We start from the raw sequence: 1,161 nt of genomic DNA, 5'->3' as shown, positions 1-1,161 counted from the left end.
GCGAAGGTGACGCGCGAAGTCGACGGCGGCCTGGAGACCATCGAGGTGGCGCTGCCGGCGGTGATCACCGCGGACCTGCGCCTGAACGAGCCGCGCTACGTGACGCTGCCCAACATCATGAAGGCCAAGAAGAAGCAGATGGACACGCTCAAGCCTGCCGATCTTGGCGTGGACGTCAAGCCGCGCCTGAAGACCCTGAAGGTCTCCGAGCCGCCCAAGCGCGGCGCCGGCGTGAAGGTGCCCGACGTGGCGACGCTCGTTGCGAAGCTGAAGAACGAAGCCAAGGTGATCTGAATACCAACAGCCGGACGCAGAGGACGCAAAGGGTACGCAGAGGACGCGAAAGAAGACATGAAAAGGAAACTTTCACTGGAAGTCCTTTTGCGTCCTCTGCGTACCCTTCGCGTCCTCTGCGTCCGGGAGTCCGCCTTCTGAATCCACGGAGCCCCACATGACCTCCCTCGTCATCGCAGAACACGACCACACCCACATCAAGCCCGCCACCCTCAACACCGTGACGGCTGCCGCTGCCTGCGGCGGCGAGGTGCACGTGCTGGTGGCCGGCGCCAACGCCAGTGAAGCGGCCAAGGCCGCATCGCAGATCGCCGGCGTGGCCAAGGTGATCCACGCCGACGGCGCACAGTTCGAGCACGGACTGGCCGAGAACATGGCCGCGCAGGTGCTGGCCATCGCCGGCAACTACAGCCACCTGCTGTTCCCCGCCACCGCCAGCGGCAAGAATGTCGCCCCGCGCGTGGCGGCCAGGCTGGATGTGGCGCAGATCAGCGACATCACCCGCGTGGACAGCCCCGACACCTTCGAGCGGCCGATCTACGCCGGCAACGCGATGGCCACGGTGCAAAGCAGCGACAAGGTCAAGGTGATCACGGTGCGCACCACCGCCTTCGATCCGGCCGCCGCCACCGGTGGCAGCGCTGCGGTCGAAACCGCGAGCGCCGCCGCCGACGCCGGCAAATCGAAGCACCTGGGGCAGGAGATCGCTGCCAACGACCGGCCGGAACTCACCGCCGCCAAGATCATCGTCTCGGGTGGCCGCGCGATGGGCTCGAACGAGAAGTTCCACGCGGTGCTGGAGCCGCTGGCCGACAAGCTCGGTGCGGCCATCGGTGCCTCGCGCGCCGCGGTGGACGCGGGCTACGC

General features: G+C 67.2%; 2 protein-coding genes. Both read left to right on the top strand.

Features of this window, described 5'->3' with window-relative positions:
* The coding region (locus tag WG923_RS30290; protein ID WP_445323001.1) for an electron transfer flavoprotein subunit beta/FixA family protein at positions 1–294 on the top strand (294 nt) is incomplete at its 5' end.
* Positions 295–451: 157 nt separating this feature from the next.
* Positions 452–1,161: electron transfer flavoprotein subunit alpha/FixB family protein (locus tag WG923_RS30285; RefSeq protein WP_340354766.1), on the top strand; the 710-nt coding region annotated here is incomplete at its 3' end.

Source organism: Ramlibacter sp. AN1133, from assembly GCF_037890035.1.
In the GTDB taxonomy this organism is placed as follows: Bacteria; Pseudomonadota; Gammaproteobacteria; order Burkholderiales; family Burkholderiaceae_C; genus Ramlibacter.
Note: the sequence above shows the minus strand (reverse complement) of the source record. Positions and strands in the feature narration are given on the sequence as shown.